Genomic DNA, 582 nt, shown 5'->3' on the forward strand with positions numbered 1-582 from the left:
CTCGGCCGAGTGGCAGTGGCTTCAGTACCAGGCCAGTGAGGCGGTGATCGCTGCGGCCTGGAGGCGTCCGATGGCCCTCACCGTGCAATCTGCCCGCAGCGGAATCGCAGACTGGTCGGTCGACGAGCACCCAGACCCGCTGCCTGAAAACTGGAGTGCGCGACAAGGTCCGGCGGGCCTGCACTTCATCAACCTCATGCAGGACCGGTTCATCGACTGGGCGCTCCCAAGATCGGACAAGGCCGCTCGCCGTGCTCAGCAGCAAGTCCGGGAGGACGAACGACGGCAGGCCATGCTGAGTGCTTGCACGGGCCCATGCCTTTCGTGGAGTCCGCGCGACGAATGGCATGTAACAGCCTCCTGGGCGCCGGCCAACGGTGCATTCCGCGCGCACCGCCTGCTGGGCTTGCCAGGCGAGCGGCCGCTGTTCTGGCTATTCGAGGAGGAGGGCGGCTTCGTGGCACGGCTGCGAGACATGAGGCTGCAAGCCTGGGCGGAATCACCCAAAGCTGCCATCCATGCCTTGCGGACCTGTCTGCGCCGGCATCGGGCGGCCTACGGTCCAGCGGTTGCTACTCGCAA

The 582-nt window shown here is 66.5% G+C and carries 1 protein-coding gene; it reads left to right on the forward strand.

Features of this window, described 5'->3' with window-relative positions; all coding sequences use genetic code 11:
• Nucleotides 1–70 precede the first annotated feature (70 nt).
• Nucleotides 71–582: hypothetical protein (locus tag C6P61_RS15530; protein ID WP_146115072.1), on the forward strand; the 512-nt coding region annotated here is incomplete at its 3' end.

Source organism: Malikia spinosa (genome assembly GCF_002980625.1).
Lineage (GTDB): Bacteria > Pseudomonadota > Gammaproteobacteria > Burkholderiales > Burkholderiaceae_C > Malikia > Malikia spinosa.